Source organism: Salinispora tropica CNB-440 (assembly GCF_000016425.1).
GTDB lineage: Bacteria > Actinomycetota > Actinomycetes > Mycobacteriales > Micromonosporaceae > Micromonospora > Micromonospora tropica.
Genome location: NC_009380.1, coordinates 2,497,845 through 2,513,423, shown reverse-complemented (window position 1 = coordinate 2,513,423; position 15,579 = coordinate 2,497,845). Strand labels below are relative to the sequence as shown.

General features: G+C 68.0%; 15 protein-coding genes. 7 read left to right on the top strand and 8 right to left on the bottom strand.

Features of this window, described 5'->3' with window-relative positions; all coding sequences use genetic code 11:
* Positions 1 to 18 precede the first annotated feature (18 nt).
* Both STROP_RS11165 and STROP_RS11160 read left to right on the top strand, forming a co-directional pair.
* Positions 19 to 1,050: a glycosyltransferase gene (locus tag STROP_RS11165; protein ID WP_020678898.1), complete on the top strand. Its 1,032-nt coding sequence runs from the start codon at positions 19 to 21 to the stop codon at positions 1,048 to 1,050.
* Between the two features lie 71 nt (positions 1,051 to 1,121).
* Positions 1,122 to 1,856, top strand: a complete 735-nt coding sequence (locus tag STROP_RS11160) for a YdcF family protein (protein ID WP_011906100.1) — start codon at positions 1,122 to 1,124, stop codon at positions 1,854 to 1,856.
* 19 nt (positions 1,857 to 1,875) lie between these two features.
* Here the strand turns inward: STROP_RS11160 and STROP_RS11155 are convergent, their stop codons facing one another.
* The 4 genes from STROP_RS11155 to STROP_RS11140 all read right to left on the bottom strand — a co-directional run bounded on the left by STROP_RS11155 (position 1,876) and on the right by STROP_RS11140 (position 5,554).
* Positions 1,876 to 2,889 (bottom strand): Gfo/Idh/MocA family protein, encoded by a 1,014-nt coding sequence (locus tag STROP_RS11155; RefSeq protein WP_011906099.1) that lies wholly within the window; start codon positions 2,887 to 2,889, stop codon positions 1,876 to 1,878.
* Between the two features lie 50 nt (positions 2,890 to 2,939).
* Positions 2,940 to 3,551 carry a dTDP-4-dehydrorhamnose 3,5-epimerase family protein gene (locus STROP_RS11150; RefSeq protein WP_011906098.1) on the bottom strand — a complete coding sequence of 204 codons (612 nt, stop codon included), beginning with the start codon at positions 3,549 to 3,551 and terminating at the stop codon, positions 2,940 to 2,942.
* Between the two features lie 9 nt (positions 3,552 to 3,560).
* Positions 3,561 to 4,547: an NAD-dependent epimerase/dehydratase gene (locus STROP_RS11145; RefSeq protein WP_011906097.1), complete on the bottom strand. Its 987-nt coding sequence runs from the start codon at positions 4,545 to 4,547 to the stop codon at positions 3,561 to 3,563.
* A 65-nt stretch (positions 4,548 to 4,612) separates the two neighbouring features.
* Positions 4,613 to 5,554 (bottom strand): putative sugar O-methyltransferase, encoded by a 942-nt coding sequence (locus STROP_RS11140; RefSeq protein WP_011906096.1) that lies wholly within the window; start codon positions 5,552 to 5,554, stop codon positions 4,613 to 4,615.
* Between the two features lie 277 nt (positions 5,555 to 5,831).
* Between STROP_RS11140 and STROP_RS11135 the strand changes: the two genes are divergently transcribed.
* From STROP_RS11135 to STROP_RS11125, 3 genes are all read left to right on the top strand, one after another.
* Positions 5,832 to 6,851 (top strand): methyltransferase, encoded by a 1,020-nt coding sequence (locus STROP_RS11135; protein ID WP_026274908.1) that lies wholly within the window; start codon positions 5,832 to 5,834, stop codon positions 6,849 to 6,851.
* Positions 6,848 to 7,990, top strand: coding sequence for a glycosyltransferase (locus tag STROP_RS11130; protein WP_011906094.1), 1,143 nt, complete (start codon positions 6,848 to 6,850; stop codon positions 7,988 to 7,990). Before STROP_RS11135 ends, STROP_RS11130 begins: the two co-directional genes overlap by 4 nt.
* Before the next feature lie 191 nt (positions 7,991 to 8,181).
* Positions 8,182 to 9,744, top strand: a complete 1,563-nt coding sequence (locus STROP_RS11125) for an alpha/beta hydrolase (protein ID WP_011906093.1) — start codon at positions 8,182 to 8,184, stop codon at positions 9,742 to 9,744.
* Between the two features lie 84 nt (positions 9,745 to 9,828).
* Here the strand turns inward: STROP_RS11125 and STROP_RS11120 are convergent, their stop codons facing one another.
* Together STROP_RS11120 and STROP_RS11115 are read right to left on the bottom strand one after the other, a co-directional pair.
* A complete protein-coding gene (locus tag STROP_RS11120; RefSeq protein ID WP_011906092.1) occupies positions 9,829 to 10,626 on the bottom strand; it encodes a VOC family protein in 798 nt (265 codons plus the stop codon).
* A gap of 68 nt (positions 10,627 to 10,694) precedes the next feature.
* A complete protein-coding gene (locus tag STROP_RS11115; RefSeq protein ID WP_011906091.1) occupies positions 10,695 to 11,105 on the bottom strand; it encodes a VOC family protein in 411 nt (136 codons plus the stop codon).
* A 246-nt stretch (positions 11,106 to 11,351) separates the two neighbouring features.
* Between STROP_RS11115 and STROP_RS11110 the strand changes: the two genes are divergently transcribed.
* Positions 11,352 to 11,672, top strand: a complete 321-nt coding sequence (locus STROP_RS11110) for a non-heme iron oxygenase ferredoxin subunit (RefSeq protein WP_011906090.1) — start codon at positions 11,352 to 11,354, stop codon at positions 11,670 to 11,672.
* Positions 11,673 to 11,811: 139 nt separating this feature from the next.
* The gene (locus tag STROP_RS11105; RefSeq protein ID WP_011906089.1) at positions 11,812 to 13,581 is read left to right on the top strand and encodes an ABC transporter ATP-binding protein; all 1,770 of its coding nucleotides are present in this window, start codon (positions 11,812 to 11,814) and stop codon (positions 13,579 to 13,581) included.
* 72 nt (positions 13,582 to 13,653) lie between these two features.
* Here the strand turns inward: STROP_RS11105 and STROP_RS11100 are convergent, their stop codons facing one another.
* Together STROP_RS11100 and purB are read right to left on the bottom strand one after the other, a co-directional pair.
* Positions 13,654 to 14,055 carry a GNAT family N-acetyltransferase gene (locus tag STROP_RS11100; RefSeq protein ID WP_011906088.1) on the bottom strand — a complete coding sequence of 134 codons (402 nt, stop codon included), beginning with the start codon at positions 14,053 to 14,055 and terminating at the stop codon, positions 13,654 to 13,656.
* On the bottom strand, positions 14,039 to 15,325 hold the full coding sequence (purB, locus tag STROP_RS11095) for an adenylosuccinate lyase (protein WP_011906087.1): 1,287 nt from the start codon (positions 15,323 to 15,325) through the stop codon (positions 14,039 to 14,041). Before purB ends, STROP_RS11100 begins: the two co-directional genes overlap by 17 nt.
* Positions 15,326 to 15,579 lie beyond the last annotated feature (254 nt).

The window sequence follows — 15,579 nt, the reverse complement described above, 5'->3', positions numbered from 1 at the left end:
CTCAATTCGATGAAGTTCATGTTCACCGTCGGGGGTAGCCAGTCCACCGTGTTCTGCATCGCCCCGCTGGCGACCGCGGCCCGCAACGCCGGCCACGAGATACTGCTGACCGCCGACGAACCGCTGCTGGAGACCGCGGCGGCGATCGGGTTGCCCGCGGTCCCCACTCCCCATCCGGGAGAGCCCGCGGCCCGGCTGCGGGCCCTGCTGGAGTTGGCGGGGCAGTGGCCGCCCGATGTGGTTGTCGGCGGCCTGTCATTCGTCCCCGGCCTCGTCGCCGTCGAGACCCAGGCGCTGTACGTGCGTCACTACTGGGACATCGCGCCGCTGCGGCCAGAGCCGGGAATCAGACCCGACCTGGAGCGACGTGGCCTGAGCGAGCCACCGGCGGCCGACCTGTTCATCGACGTCTGCCCGCCGGGCCTACGGCCGTCGCCCACACCCGGCGCACGGCCGATGCGCTGGATCCCGAAGAACCGGCAGCGTCGCCTCCAGCCGTGGATGTACACCCGGCCCGCCGACCGCCCCCGGGTTCTGGTTACCGCGGGCACGCGAAACCTCTTCCTCCATTCACGCAGCAGCGTCATCCGGCACCTGGTTGACCAGCTCATCGCGGCCGGCGCCGAGGTGGTGATCGCGGCACCGGAGCGAGCCGCCGCGGAGTTCGGCGCGCAGTTCCGCGATGTCCGCGTCGGCTGGGTCCCGCTGGATGTCGTCGCCCCCACCTGCGATCTGGCGGTACACCACGGCGGCGCGGCCACCACGATGACAGTGATGAACGCCGGCGCGCCGCATCTGGTCGTCCCCGACAACGACTACTCCCGGTCCGTCGCGAAGGCCCTCACCGCCGTCGGCGCGGGCCTGACCGCCGCCCCGGTGCCCCCGGAGGGTGATCGGGCGGCGGTCGAGGCGATCACCGCGAGTTGCCGGCAGATCCTTGCCGACCCCGGGTACGCCGAACGCGCGCGCTTCCTGGCCGCCGAGATCGCCGGACTACCGACGCCCGCCGAGGTCGTCCACATGGTCGAGGAGTTGGCCGCGAGCCGGTAGCCCTCCGCCAAGGATCGAAGCTGGCTATCCTGAGCGTTCCCACCAGCACGCCCGTCCGGAGGAGTTCTCTGTTGACAACGAAGGTGGGCGTACTCCTGCACAGCCGTCACCTGGAGACGGAGTCGTGGGAGGACCTGGTCATCGGCCGCCCCCTGGACGACAGGTTGGGCGACGCGGCCACCCTGACGCGGGAGGTCCTGACCCTGGGTCACGATCACGAGCTCAGCTGCATCGTCATGGGCGGCGGCTTCTCCCAGCGCGACGGCATCAGCGAGGGCGAGTACACGAAGCGGTTCTTCCTGGCAAACCTCACCCGCCTCGATGAGTTCCCCCGGCTGCGACCGCTCCTGGCCCGGCTGTCCGGCCCGCAGCGGGCTGCCTTCAGCCAGGCGGTGCGGGACATCATCATCATGCCGCGGGCCGGCAACACGGTCTCCGAACTGGAGACCGCGGCGGGCATCTTCGCCGCGCACGGCGTCCAGCGGGTGCTGCAGGTTGCCGCGGCCAGTCATGCCCCCCGCTGTCTCAAGGAGCAGACCGTCGCCCGGGCGCGCGGTCTGATCGCGAAGGAACAGCAGTGGTACACCGTCGCCACCGACATGGCCTACCGGGACACCCGCCCCGAGGATGTCTGCGTCATCGAGCCACTACACCGGCGCGACCAGCCGATGACCTTCGTACGGCCCGGGCTCTCCGAGGTCATCGCCCCGTACTTCTTCCTTCCGGACACCGACAAGAAGGCGTTCGTGGCGATGGTCGCGGAGTTCATGGCTGCCCGGAGCGGCGCTGCCCCACCATGGAGATAGCACCGGGTGCACGGGCACCTCAGTCGATCAATTCGCTCCGCCGTTCTCCGTGCGGCTTGGGAACGCACACGGCGCGAGACCGCACCTTGTCGACCAGTTCCGCCTGTTGGTTGATCGCTCTCGCGTGCGGACCGTAGTCCGCACCGTCGAGCAGGCACCGGGCGAAGAACTCCGCGATGTTGCGGAACTGATGATCTGCGGGGAGCACCACCTCCTCGGCATGGCCGTCAGCCTCGATCCGGATCACCGGCTGCCGGGTTTCCGGAGGAGTGAATGCCCGGTCGAGGGTGAGCCGCGCCCGTTCGCCCCAGAGCGAGTAGCAGGATCGGTACGCGTGCTCGAAGCCAAAGGAGAGTTCGGCCGTCACGCCCGACGGGGTACGCAGCAGGGCGTGGCCGGCCAGATCAACGCCCCGGACCGGACATGTCCGCAGTACCGATCCGACGACGTCGAGCTCCAGGCCGAGGAAGTAGGTGGCGGCGCGCAGCGGATAGACGCCGACGTCGAGCAACGCGCCGCCACCGAACTCGCCGTGGTAGCGCCAGTTCGTCGGGGCGAGTGGCGGGATCCCGAAGCTCGCCGCGAAGAGCCGGGTCTCGCCGATCCGGCCCCGGGCGACGAGGTCGAGGATCACCTCGTGCTGGCGGTGGTGGAGAAACATGTAGTTCTCCATCAGCCAGAGTCCCGCCCTCTCCGCCTGGTTCACCAGGTCGCGGGCGGTGACGTGGTCACTGGTGAGCGGCTTTTCGGAGAGCACGTGCTTGCCGGCCGCCAGGGCGCGGCTCACCCAGTACGCGTGTAGCCCGGTGGGCAGCGGGATGTACACCGCGTCAATGTCGGCCCGGTCCAGCAGCTCGTCGTACCCGTCGACAGCCCGGCACCCGAACCGCTCGGCGACCGTGCGGGCCCGGGCGGGATCGCGGCTCGCGACCGCCCTCAGCTCGATACCGGTCGCCTCGTTGATCGCCGGCAGAAACCGACGGAGTGCGATGCTGGCGCATCCCAGGACTCCCAGGCGGATGGCAGTAGGCATGCGGGCTCCTCCCTTCACATGGAGCCGGCGGACAGCCGGCACCGCCGCGGTCAGTGGGCCACCCGATAGAGCTGGTGCTCCAGGACCTGGCACTGCTGGTAGTCGGGAAGGAGACCGGCCTCGGCGGTCTCGGCCAGGCTCGGACCAACCCGGTCCCGATCGGAGATGATTGTCTCCAGGTCCGTGGGGATCGGCAGCCCCAGAGCGGGGTCGAAGGCGGAGACCACCCGCTCGTGCTCCGGGACGTACGACCCCGTGAGCATGTAGGACATGACGGTGCCGTCCGCGAGTGACACGAAGGCGTGCCCGACCCCGACCGGAAAGTACATCGCCCGGAACTCCTGCGAGTTCATCTGCACCGCGTCCCAGGTGCCGAATGTCGGTGAACCGACTCGGACGTCAACGATGATGTCGATCGCCTCACCGACAGCACAGTAGACGTACTTCGCCACACCCGGCGGAGTGCTGGTGTAGTGGACTCCGCGAACCACACCCCGCCGGGACATGCTGTGGTTGGTCTGTGCGACGGGCAGGATCGGGCCTCCGTTCGCCGCCGTGAACGACAATCGCTGGAATGGTGACACGAACAGTCCGCGGTGGTCCGAGAACACCTCAGGAGTAAACACGAACGCACCCTGGACCGCGAGCTTCTCGACCTTCACCTGATCTCCCTAGAACCGGTCGTTCCTGTCGAGCAGAGCCGCCACCGTGCGGTGCACCGCCTCCCCAAGCTCCGTACGCGCGCACCACCCCGAGACACGTTGGAAGGGCGTCGGGTCGATCTGCATACTCTGAAAGTCGATCACGGGGGCGTGGTCCGGCGCCGGTACTGAGATCACCGGTACGGTCGGCTCGCCGGTCTGCGCCGCGACCGAACTCGCCACCAGACGGAAGACCGCGCCCAGCGTGTCCGGGCGGCCGGAGCCCACCAGCCAGTGTCGTCCGGTCAGCGCGTCCGGGAAGCGCATGGCGGCCAGGAAGGCGTCCGCGGCATCCTCGATGTACACCAGGTCCCGCCGAACGGTGCCGTCATGCCACATTGTCAGTGGCTGGCCGGCCAGGGCCCGGCGGGCCATCGTGACCACCACGCCCTGGTCAGTCACCCGGGACAGCGAGCTCTGTCCGAAGACGGTCGGCAGTCGCAGGCTGACCCCACGCAGGACCGACGCCGCGGTCGCGGCCTTCAGCAGCCGTTCGGCGGTCAGCTTCTGCCGGCCGTACGCGGTCTCCGGGCGGTCCGGCTCGCTACCGTCCATCGGTCGTTGCGGAGGCTGTCCTACTTGCAGGGTGGTCGCGGCGAACACCACCAACGGAGTTGTCCGGGTGGGCGGGCGCTGACCGAGGATCTCGATGAGGTCGCGCACGATGCCCACGTTCACCCGCTCTCCCTCCGGGGTGTCGGCGTCACGCCACCCACCGCTGTGTTTACCCAGGTGAAAGATGACGTCGGCACCCGCGACGACGTCGGCCAGGCATTCTGGTTCGGTGAGATCCCCGGTGCAGACCTCCACCTCGGCCACCGCCTGTTCCGGCACTGAGCTACGGCGACGCGACGCGGCCCGCAGTCGGATCGGAAGCTGTGCCAGCCGGGCGGTGACGACCGATCCCAGGTATCCAGACGCTCCCAGTACGCTCACCAGGGGTGGTTCGCCACTCATCGCACACTCCCGTCGACTGCTCCCCAATCTCCGGCGTTCGGAGGTTGTCGCGCCCTGAGGCTTCGTTAGTCGTCCGGCCGGTCAGCCGCCGCTCCCGGTCGTTTCCTGCGGTAGAACGCCTGCCAGTAGAAGCTCCATGGCACTGCCCACGCATCAGCGACCTCAGACCAGTCGGCACTGGGCCGGTAGGCCGCGAGGAATCCGGGCACGGCGGCTCGCACCGCCTGATCGTCGTGAATGTCCAGGACCTGGCGGAGTGGACCGGTCTCCATCGCCCGCCATCGGGCCTCGTCGCCCTCGACGTGCCCGTCCAGGCTCCGATCCTGGTACTTGCCGACGGGGTTCTTCACGTACAGGGCCGCGCACCGCCGGTCGATCAGATCGAGGTAGCAGCGTACGGTGTCCGGGGTCATTTCGGCGAATGAGTTGATGTTGATCCCGAGGTCAAAGTCGATCCCGCTGAGGGCATGTCCCACGTCCATGTCCTCCACCGGAACGAAGCGGAGCTTCGCGAACTGAACATCGTCCAGGACCGCGCGCAGATAGCCGCGACTGAATCGCATGGTGCTGCGCAGATCCACGATGCAGTACGCGGCGACATCATGGTTCGACAGCAGCGTGTGACACGTCCGCCCGTAGCCGGCTCCGATCTCGAGCACCCGAGCGGCCCGCAGGTCGACGCTCCGCTCGATGAAACCGACCTCGAGGGTGGCCTGGAGGTAGTCCAGGCAGACCTGCATGCCATGCCACCGCACCGCGACCGGATCGCCCACCTCCCGCCGGCCCGTCCGACGCAGCCGCGCCCAGTCGTCCGGATCAAGCGTGGTTGCCAGATTGTGTACCAGCGTCTTGAGATACCGCACGCCGTTCACCTCTGGGTCCCACAGTGACATCTTGTGGTTTGGCCGCTCCGACTTGAAGTGCGTGAGATCGACCGCCGCTTCCTCGGTGACCCATTGCCGAATGATGCGTTCCCACTGTCGACTCGCTCGGTATACGCCTGCCATCTCGACCGTCTTTCACCCGGAGAAGGTATCGAAAACGCTCTTCCATGCTCGATGGTGTGGACGCACTCGATCTCGACGGAGCCTGCCATCTGGTCCGACAAACCACAACTCCGCAGTTGCCGTGGAACGACGTTCAACTGACCACAGTCCCCAGACGAACATTTGCGTGGGCGGGACACAAATGGGGGTGAACGCATTCTCGAACGAGCAACAGAACACCGATAATGGCCTCGAGGCGGGCCGCTGCAGGCCACCCCGACAGTGGAGGGACGACCCAGTGCCAGAAAAGGTAGATGTCGACTCACTCAGTGACCTGGCAACGCCGTGGAGTCTACGCGTGGTGGTGACCCTGGGCGTGGCCGAGCAGTTGGCGGCTGGAGTCACCGAGATCGGGGATCTCGCGCGCCATGTCGAGTGTGACCGGGACTGCCTGGCCCGGGTCCTGCGCCACCTGGTCGGCAAGGGTGTCTTCGAGGAGCCGGTCGAGGGCGAGTTCGCCCTGAACGAGGCGGCCCGTTCCCTGCTGAGGTCCGGCCCGCTGCGCGGCCTGGCGCTCGACGGCCATGGTGGCCGCAGCGCCACCGCCTGGAACGGACTGCTGGCCACGGTACGGACCGGACAGCCCGGGTACCAGTCCGTCTTCGGACGCTCCTTCTGGGCCGACCTCGACGCCGACTCCGACCTCGCGGCCAGCTACGACGCGAACATGGGCCGACGGGCCGGTGAGGCATCGGATCCGGCCATCCTTCTCGACGACGCCTGGACTCACGTCGGCCACGTCGTTGACGTGGGCGGTGGCACCGGCGAGACGCTTGCCGAAATCCTGCGGGTCCGGCCGACGGTCCGCGGCACCCTGGTTGATCTGCCCCGCACGGTCGCCCGGTCCACCGAGGTCTTCGCGGCAGCGGGGGTCGCCGACCGGGCCGCCGTACAGGGGCAGAGCTTCTTCGACCCGCTTCCCGCCGGAGCGGATGTCTACCTACTCAAGCGCCTGCTCTTGGACTGGCCCGACGAGCAGGCTGTCGCGCTGCTCACCCGCTGCGCCGAGGCCGCGGCCCCGCACGGCCGCGTGGTCGTGGTCGGCGGGGTCTCCCCGGGACGCGCGGCCGCCTCGGCCGGGCTACTGATGATGGTGCAGACCGGCGGCAAACCCCGGACGCTGGACGAGTTCCGAGGCCTCGCCGCGCGTGCCGGCCTCGCCGTCACGGCGTCCGGTCACAGCCCGTCGGGCCAGTTCGTCGCCGAATGCCGCCCCGAGGCTGGCAGCACCGCACGGAAAGCCAACGCCCTGCGATGAGGTTCCTCTTCCTCACCACCGGCAGCCACGTCACCGTCTATGCGATCGCCGCCCTTGCCCACGCGGTACGCAACGCGGGGCACGACGTACTGGTGGCCACGAACGAGCCGCTCATTGACGCGGTGGAGACGGTCGGCCTACCCGGGGTGTCGATCACCTCGGAGTCGATCCGGCACTTCCTCGCCACCGTCGACTCAGCGGACGAGATGGTGGTCACCGGCCGCGGTCTGGGGAGGATGGCCTCCGCCACGCTGGTACGGCTCGGTGAGCTGGCGCAGGACTGGGCGCCGGACGTCATCGTCGGCAGCTCGATGAGCTACGCGGCGGGACTGCTCGCCGCGACACAGGGTATTCCCTTCGTGCGTCACATCGAGTATCTGCAGATTCCGATGGCGGAGATCGACCCGGTGGCGGAGGAGGAGCTCACGCCGGAGCTGACACGCCGGGGTCTGGGCGGCCTGCCCGAGCCCGACCTGTTGATTGATGTCAGTCCGCCATCGCTACGGTCGCCCCCCGCAGCCGGCGTGCACCCGATGCGCTACGTCGCCACGAACCCCCAGCGCCGCCTCCAGCGGTGGGCATACACCCGTCCGCAGGGCCGCCCCCGGGTGCTGATCACCTCCGGGACGCACCATCGCATGCTCGCCGGCCACTCGTTGCGACGCCTGGCAGAGCAGCTCACCGCTGTGGACGCCGAGGTGGTGATCGCGGCACCCACTCGGGTCGCTGAGGAGTTCGGCTCTACGGCGGACGACATTCGTATCGGCTGGGTCCCGTTGGACACCGTGGCTCCCACTTGTGACCTGGCTGTTCACCACGGCGGCGCCACCACCACGATGGCCATCATCGCCGCGGGCGTACCGCAGGTGATCACTCCCCCGAACACTCACACCAGGGCGATCGCCGACGCCCTGTCCGACTTCGGCGCCGCAGCGACGATCCGCGCTTCCGACCAGGCCGATCACGAACTGCCGGACGTGCTGGCCACGAGCAGCCGGGAGCTACTCGCCGACTCCCGGTACACCCGGCAGGCGCAGGCCCTCGCCGCCGAGTTGGCCACGCTTCCGACCCCAGCGGACATCGTCCGGACAATGGAGACGCTGGCCTGCACTCGGCGAGAATGCCGACAGTCCGAATGATCCGACTGACGAAAAAGGCGCTTAACGGGTGCTGTTGCAGCATTAATTGACACCTTTACGCCATGTCAACATGGAGCACCGTCCCGATTACCACCTGCCGACAAAAGTTCGACAACTGCGACGCTACCCCGGTAGGGTTCAGCCGCCTCACAGCTGTTGGGCACAAAGCCTGCGAGCACTTTGGGGGAATAGTGAAAAGACTCTTCGCTGGTACGACCGCCGTCGTACTGGGCCTCACGGCACAGGTCATCGCCGTCTCCCCGGTCGGGGCGGCACCAACAACGGGCACCACCGTCCGGCCGGCCAGCCCAATCGCCTGGTCCCCCTGCCCAGAGGACGACCCGGTGATGGGGGAATACCTGGTAGGGCTGGAGTGCGGCACGCTCGCGGTGCCGCTTGACCACTCTCGACCGACCGGCCAGAAGATCACCCTGGCGCTCACCCGAGCCAAGCACACCGCGCCGGAATCCGAGTACCAGGGCGTCGTCCTGCTGAACCGGGGTCAGTGGCCCGGCACCATCGGACGGGACCTACCCACCCGGTTCGCCAAAGGCTGGAGCGGGCTGCCGACCGACGTGGGTTCGACCTACGACTGGATCGGGTTCGACCCCCGCGGCGTGGGAGCAAGTGAACCGTCAATCACCTGCGACCCCACCTACCTGTATCCGGGCGAAGCGCGGCCCGACTACCGACCGAGCAGCCCCGCCGAGGAGAGGGTGTGGACGCGGCGGGCCCGCACATACGCCGAAAGCTGCGGTGAGAAGTACGGCGACACCCTCCGACACTTCCGGACCACCGATACCGCGCGGGACATGGATCTCATCCGAGCCGCGCTCGGTCAGAACAAGATCAACTATCTGGGCTATTCCTACGGCACCTACCTCGGCTCGGTCTACGCCTCCCTGTTCCCGAACCGGGTGCGCCGGATGGTGCTGGACAGTGTGGTGCAACCAAGCACAGTCGGGTACGCCTCGCTGTCACGCACGAATGCGGCCTTCGAGAAGCGAGCTCAGATCTTCTTCAGCTGGATCGCGGAGCACGACTCGTACTACCACCTGGGCGACACGACCGCGGAGGTCGAGGCGAACTACTACCAAGGCATGGCCGCAGTCCGGGAGGCGCCGATCGACGGCCAGATCGGCCCGGCCGAGTACAGCGACATCTTCGCGGTGAACGTGTATCGCAGCTACGTCTGGACCTACCACGCACAGGTGCTGGCCGACTGGGTCCTGCGAGGTGACCCGGCCGGACTGAGGGACAACTTCGGCGGCGAACCCGGCTTCCCCGCACAGAACACCCACGCCACGTACCGCACCGTGCAGTGTGTCGACGGCTACTGGCCCCAGCGCTGGAACCGTTGGCACACCGACCTGACCCGCCAGTACAACCGGGGAGACCGCTTCATGACCTGGAACAGCGCGTGGTACAACGCTCCGTGCGCGTTCTGGCCGGTGCCAGCCAGCCGACCGGCGAAGGTCGGCGACCGGAGCGCGAACATGTTGCTGATCCAGGCGGAGCACGACGCGCTCACCCCGGTGGCCGGGGCCTACGAAACACACCGGCGGTTCCCGAACTCTCGGCTGGTCCTGGAGCGCGGCGGCGTCTTCCACGGCGCCTCCCTGACCGCCAACGCCAACGGGTGCCTCAACAGCCACGTCACCGCCTACCTCCGAGACGGCACCCGGCCGAGCGCCACGACCGGCGTTGACGCCACCTGCGACGCGAATCCCCTGCCAGATCCGGAAGCCGGCTGAACGGCACGCTCGACGATTCCGCCGGCCGGCACGCCGGCCGGCGGACTCGGTTCCGCGGTGGCTGACACAGCCGACTCCCGACCACTATCCGGAGGTCACCTTCCACAGAAAGCCGTCCGGATCAGTGAAGTAGCCGGCGTAGACACCCGAACCGGATTTCGCAGCCGGAGCGACGACCCGGCCGCCGGCAGCGGCAACTGCCGACAGAAGGGAGTCGACCTCGTCCGGTGAGGGCACCATCCGTTCGAAGGCCGCCGCCCGGAAGTCGGCGCTGTCCTCCTTGGTCCCGACATCCTTGGCCAGTACCTTCCCGTCCATGAGGCCCAGCCGGCAGCCGGCCGGACTTGGCTGAAAGTCGATGTACTTGCTGCCGTAGTCCCGGTCGACCACCATTCCCAGGGCCGCATAGAAAGATTTGGCAGACTTCGTCGCAGCGACGCCGAGGAGGACACCGACCTCATTTGGCACGGGCGTCTCCTGGGCCGGTCCGGTCGCCTTCGCCTTCGCCGAGGTCAGCTTCCACACCGCGCCGTCCGGAGCCTGGAAGGCGCCGGAGAAGCCGGCGAACATGGCCTTCTTTGCAGGCTTGAGTACACTCGCACCCTGCCGCGCGGCAGCGTCGAGAATGCTCCTCACCTCGTCGGGCTGATTGACGATGTAGCTGAGGACGTAGCCGCGGTAGTTCGGTGCTGCGGGCCCCGCGTGCGCCTGCGCCGCCAGTTCCTCAACCGGGCACACGGCGAGTCGGGCCACACCGTGCAGATCCAACTCCACCCGCTCGTCCTGATGGCTGACGGCGGTAGGTGAGAACACGGACCGGTAAAAGACATGTGCGGCTTGCGCGTCGGTTGCACCGAGCGTGATCGTGTCCGGCAACAGCATGTGGTGATGGCCTCCTTGGCATCAGTGGGCTTGCGATCCACGAGGGAGATGGCGCTTCCGCGCGGAGCTCAGCCCGCCTGCTGGATGCGGATCAGGTTGCCGGCCGGGTCACGGAAGGCGCAGTCCCGGACCCCGTAGGCCTGATCGATCGGCTCCTGCACCACCTCGGCTCCGCTGGCCTGCACCCGCTCGAACACCTCGTCGAGGTTGGGGGCGGCGAGGAGAACACCGGCGTACGTGCCCTTCGCCATCATCTCCTCGATCGTGCGCCGCTCGTCGTCGGTGATCCCGGGATCGGCCGCCGGCGGTTGGAGCACGATCGAGGTCTGTGGCTGGCCGACCGGGCCTACCGTGACCCACCGCATCCCCTCGTAACCGACGTCGTTTCGAATCTCGAAGCCCAGGACCTCCCGGTAGAAGGTGACCGACGCATCCGCATTCTCGTGCGGCAGAAAGCTCGAGTGAATGGTGATGTTCATAGCGCTTACGCTAACGGCCGCCCAACCCCGGCGCTTCTTGATTCCTGATCCATTCTTCCCTGGTCACCGGCGAGGGCGGGCAGGAGACTCCAGCGGGTTTCGACTCCCGCTCGGCCGGTGCCGTAGACCCGACGCGCAAGGTGGCGGGGTCGGCTCCCGTCCAGCGGACGATCCCCGTAACCCGGCATCCGGCATCCGGCATCCGGCATCCGGTGCGAAGCGAAACGTGGTCGAGAGGAGTGGTCGATGGATTTCGTCAAGGTGTGCCCGGTGACGGCGCTCCCGGCCGAGGGCGCGTTCAAGGTACGGGTCGAGGGCCGAGCCGTGGCCGTGGTCCGTAGCAGAGGACAGGTGTACGCGCTCGACGACCGGTGTTCCCATGCGGAGGTTTCGCTCTCCGAGGGAGAGGTGTACGACGGCACGATCGAGTGCTGGCTCCACGGCTCCTGCTTCGATCTGCGCAACGGCGAGCCGACCAACCCCCCAGCTACCCGACCGATCGACACCTATCGGGTACGGGTCGAGGATGGGGACGTCTACATCGCCGCCGGCGAAGCCAAGCCCTGATCGGGGCGGCGTACCGGTGCCCGGTGGCGTGCCGGCGTCCCGCGGCCGCGGCCGGCAGCGACCCCGGGCCGTTCGCGCTCGTCCGGCCGGGACGACCCGACGACACGCCGCGCCGAGGCCGGCCGGCTGAGGAGGCTGGGTGACCACCACTGCCCCTGATGTGCCGGTACGGCGCATCCTCAGGCTGTTCCGCCCGTACGGATGGAGCCTGGTACTCGTCGCCGGCCTGGTCGGCCTCTCATCTCTGTTCTTTCTGGTCAACCCGTTCCTGATCCGAGAGATCCTGGACGTGGCCCTACCGGAGGGCCGGACGGGCTTGCTCACCGTTCTCGCAGGTTGCATGCTCCTTGCGTCCGTCGCGAACAGCTCGGTCGTCGTCTGGCAGACCTACCTGTCCACGAAGGTCGGCGAGCAGGTGATGCATGATCTGCGCGCCGCCGTCTACGGACGCCTACAGCGGATGCCGCTGGCCTTCTTCAGCCGGACCCGCTCCGGCGAGGTGCAGTCGCGCATCACCAACGACATCGGCGACATGCAGGCCACGGTGACCACCACCGCGACAACGCTGGTCTCCGACGTGACCGTGGTCGTGGCCACGGTCATCGGGATGTTGGTGTTGGATTGGCGGCTCACCATCGTGTCGCTGGTGATGGTCCCGTTCTTCGTCTGGGTTGGGCGACGGGTCGGCAACCAACGCCGCCGCATCACCCGCGAGCGGCAACGCCAGGCGGCGGCGATCTCCGTGATCGTGCAGGAGTCGCTCTCCGTCAGCGGTGTGCTGCTGGCCCGGACGATGGGCCGCTCCCGTTCGCTGACCGACAGCTTCACGGCCGAGTCGCGCGTCCTGTCCGACCTGGAGATCCGCTCGCACATGGCAGGCCGCTGGACGCAGGCAACGACCTGGATCGTGTTGGCGTCGATGCCGGCGGCGACGTACTGGGTGGCGGGACTGAACGGTCGCGGCGGCCAGGCGGCGATATCCATCGGCACGTTGGTCGCCTTCACCACCTTGCAGCAGACCCTGCTGCGGCCGGCGGTCTCCCTGGTCGAGGTTGCCGTGGAGGTGCAGACCTCACTCGTGCTGTTCGGCCGGATCTTCGAGTACCTCGACCTGCCCGTCGACCTCGGCGAGCCGACGGGTCCCGCCCCCTTCGCGAAGCCGCGGGGAGAACTCCGACTCCGACAGGTCAGCTTCACGTACCCCGGCGCGGACCGACCCACCCTCAGCGACATCGACGTGGCGGTACCCGCCGGCCACAACCTGGCGATCGTCGGCGAGACCGGGTCCGGCAAGACCACCCTCAGCTACCTGGTCCCGCGGCTGTACGACCCGACGTCGGGGCAGGTGACAATCGACGGCACCGACGTGCGGGACCTGCCCGCGGAGACGCTGGCGGCCGCCGTCGGGATGGTGTTCCAGGAGACCTACCTGTTCCATACCTCGGTCGCCGAGAACCTGCGGTTCGCCCGACCCGACGCGACCGACGACGAGTTGGTGGCGGCCGCCAAGATCGCACACATCCACGACCACCTTCTGTCGCTGCCGGACGGCTACAACACTGTGGTGGGCGAGCGGGGGTTCCGGTTCTCCGGCGGGGAACGGCAGCGCCTGGCGATCGCCCGGGCGGTCCTGCGGGACCCACCGATCCTGGTGCTCGACGAGGCGACCAGTTCCCTGGACAACCAGACCGAAGAGGCCGTCACGCGGGCCATCGACGCAGCCAGCGCCGGGCGTACCACGATCACGATCGCGCACCGGCTGTCGACGATCCGCGACGCGGACGAGATCATCGTGTTGGACGCGGGCACCATCGTCGAACGCGGCACCCACGCCGAGCTCCTGGAACTGGGGGGTCACTACGCACTGCTCGTCAGCCGTGAGGTCGAGGTGCCGGCAGACGCCCGATAGACGCTCCACACCCGGGCGTCGAGTTGGACCGGGGAGGTTGCCCGCAGCTCGTCGCTGCGTCACCGTTGCCCGCTACGGGTTGCGCACCCAGGCTGAGTCGTGTCGGGTGAACCCGATGTGTGGGTAGTAGTCGACCGCGGCCGGCGCCGACAGCAAAACGATCTTCGCCTGCGGTGCCTCCTGCTGGGTCGCCGTGATGAGGGCCCTGCCGATGCCAGACCGCTGATAGGCCCGATCCACGGCGATGTCGGAGAGATAGGTCACGTAGGAAAAGTCGGAAATACTCCGCGCGATTCCCACCAACTCTCCCCCAACCCGACAGGTCACCACCAGATTTGCATTTCTCACCATCGCGGCCAGTCGACCGGCCTCCGCGATCGGCCGCCGCGCGCCGAGCCCCGACGACCGGTACAGCGCCAGGACCGCGCCCAGGTCGAGGTCGACGCCATTTTCGCGTTCAATGTGCCAGGTCACGGAGATTTTCCAATCGCTTGAGAATGACGTCGTGGTGGACCAGGAAACGCTCCGGGCGCAACGGTGCGACATCGATACCCTCGGCTCGCAGCAGGGTAGCGAAATCTCCGTCGCCGGAGGCAGCGCCGTTCGCGGCGGCCTGCACCGACCGATAGGCGCGTTCCCGCTCGATGCCGCCGGCCAGCAGGTCGGCCAGGACCGCAGAGCTGTAGAACACACCACCGTTCCCCTCGACCATGGCCCGCATCCGGTCCGGGAACACCTCCAACCCCGCCACCAGGTCCGCGGCTCGACTCGTCTGGTAATGCGCAACGATCATCGCGTCGGGCAGGACCACCCGCTCCACGGAGGAGTGGGACAGATCCCGCTCGTGCCACAGCGCCACGTTCTCCAACGTCGTACCCGCGTACCCGCGTAGCAGCCGGGCCAGCCCCACCAGACGTTCGCTGGCGGTCGGATTCCGCTTGTGCGGCATGGCGCTGGAACCCTGGTAGCCGGCCGTGCGGCGCTCCTCCACCTCGCGGACCTCGCTACGCGAGAGCAGTCGGACCTCGGTGGCGAGCTGCTCCACGCAGGCGCCGAGCGTGGCGAGGGCGTGCAGCAGCTGCGCGTGTCGATCCCGGGCCACGACCTGGGACGGGGCGGGCTCCACTCCGAGGCCGAGCTCGGCGCAGACGTGCTCCTCGACGAAGGGATCGATGAGCGCGTACGTCCCAACCGAACCGGAGATCGTGCCGACCGCGACCTCGGAACGCGCCGCTCGCAGCCGCCGCACGGACCGGTCCGTCGCGAAGGCGAAGCCCGCGAGCTTGTGCCCGAGCGTGGTGGGTTCTGCGTGCATACCATGGGTACGGCCAATGCAGACCGTCTCCCAGTGCGCGAGCGCCTGATCCACCAGCACACCGCGCAGCCGTACCACCGCTTCGAGCAGCACGTCGCAGGCGCGGGCCAGGGTTGCCCCCAGCGCGGTGTCCACCAGGTCGTAACTGGTCATGCCGAGGTGGACCCAACGAGCCGAGTCCGCCGGGATGTTCTCGCAGAAGGCCGCGAGGAAGGCGAGAATCTCGTGGTCCCGCTGGCGCTCATGCTCGGCAACCCGCGCCACCGACGGCACCCGGGCTTGCTGGATGTCGGCCAGGGCCGGCTCGGGGACCCGGCCCAGCATCGCCTGCGCCTGGGTCGCGAGGAGCTCCACCTTCGACCAGGTGGCATAGCGTGCGTCGTCCGACCAGAGGTCGGCCATCTCCGGCAGAGAATAACGAGAAATCATGACCATGAACCCCTAACGAGAACCGAAACCACGAGCCGCAGGGTAGCGATTCTTCCGGTGCACAGTACAGCACTGATCCACAATTTATCCGTACTTGCCTCCCAAGCTGACCTAGCTTTTCTTCAGTTGAACAAGGCGGATCCGAGGAGCACCGAAGGTCCTTTCTTCAGAGTTGCCATCCGGGCCGCGACCCCTTCCCCCAGCACTTGCCCGACAGCACGACTGTGACCTTTATTGGTGTGGTGCCCCCTTTC

Excerpts from the sequence above, each read along its gene's own strand:
- STROP_RS11165 (WP_020678898.1), top strand. The coding sequence starts at position 19 with ATGTTCACCGTCGGGGGTAGCCAGTCCACCGTGTTCTGCATCGCCCCG.
- STROP_RS11155 (WP_011906099.1), bottom strand. The coding sequence starts at position 2,889 with ATGCCTACTGCCATCCGCCTGGGAGTCCTGGGATGCGCCAGCATCGCA.
- STROP_RS11145 (WP_011906097.1), bottom strand. The coding sequence starts at position 4,547 with ATGAGTGGCGAACCACCCCTGGTGAGCGTACTGGGAGCGTCTGGATAC.
- STROP_RS11140 (WP_011906096.1), bottom strand. The coding sequence starts at position 5,554 with ATGGCAGGCGTATACCGAGCGAGTCGACAGTGGGAACGCATCATTCGG.
- STROP_RS11130 (WP_011906094.1), top strand. The coding sequence starts at position 6,848 with ATGAGGTTCCTCTTCCTCACCACCGGCAGCCACGTCACCGTCTATGCG.
- STROP_RS11120 (WP_011906092.1), bottom strand. The coding sequence starts at position 10,626 with ATGCTGTTGCCGGACACGATCACGCTCGGTGCAACCGACGCGCAAGCC.
- STROP_RS11115 (WP_011906091.1), bottom strand. The coding sequence starts at position 11,105 with ATGAACATCACCATTCACTCGAGCTTTCTGCCGCACGAGAATGCGGAT.
- STROP_RS11110 (WP_011906090.1), top strand. The coding sequence starts at position 11,352 with ATGGATTTCGTCAAGGTGTGCCCGGTGACGGCGCTCCCGGCCGAGGGC.
- purB (WP_011906087.1), bottom strand. The coding sequence starts at position 15,325 with ATGATTTCTCGTTATTCTCTGCCGGAGATGGCCGACCTCTGGTCGGAC.